1 protein-coding gene is annotated in these 259 nt (G+C 69.1%); it reads right to left on the bottom strand.

Annotated features, from left to right (window positions below):
- A partial coding sequence (locus ACCC94_RS30340) for a hypothetical protein (protein ID WP_413353252.1) occupies nucleotides 1-259 on the bottom strand: 259 nt, incomplete at both ends.

Consider the following 259-nt stretch of genomic DNA (forward strand, 5'->3'; position numbering starts at 1 on the left):
GGCTTGGCAGCGGCTTTTGCGGCCGGCTTGGCAGCGGGTTTCGCGGCGGGTTTAGCAGCCGGTTTGGCAGCGGCAGCGGGCTTGGCGACCGGCTTGGCAGCAGCGGCGGGCTTGGCAGCAGCAGGCTTAGCGGCCGGTTTCGCAGCGGCTTTCGCAGCAGGCTTGGCAGCCGGTTTAGCGGCAGGTTTGGCGGCGGCGGAAGGCTTCGCGGAGGGCTTGGCATCGGCCTTCGCGGACGGATTGGCGGAAGGTTTAGCAG

Source organism: Pseudomonas sp. Pseusp97 (assembly GCF_047304025.1).
In the GTDB taxonomy this organism is placed as follows: domain Bacteria; phylum Pseudomonadota; class Gammaproteobacteria; order Pseudomonadales; family Pseudomonadaceae; genus Pseudomonas.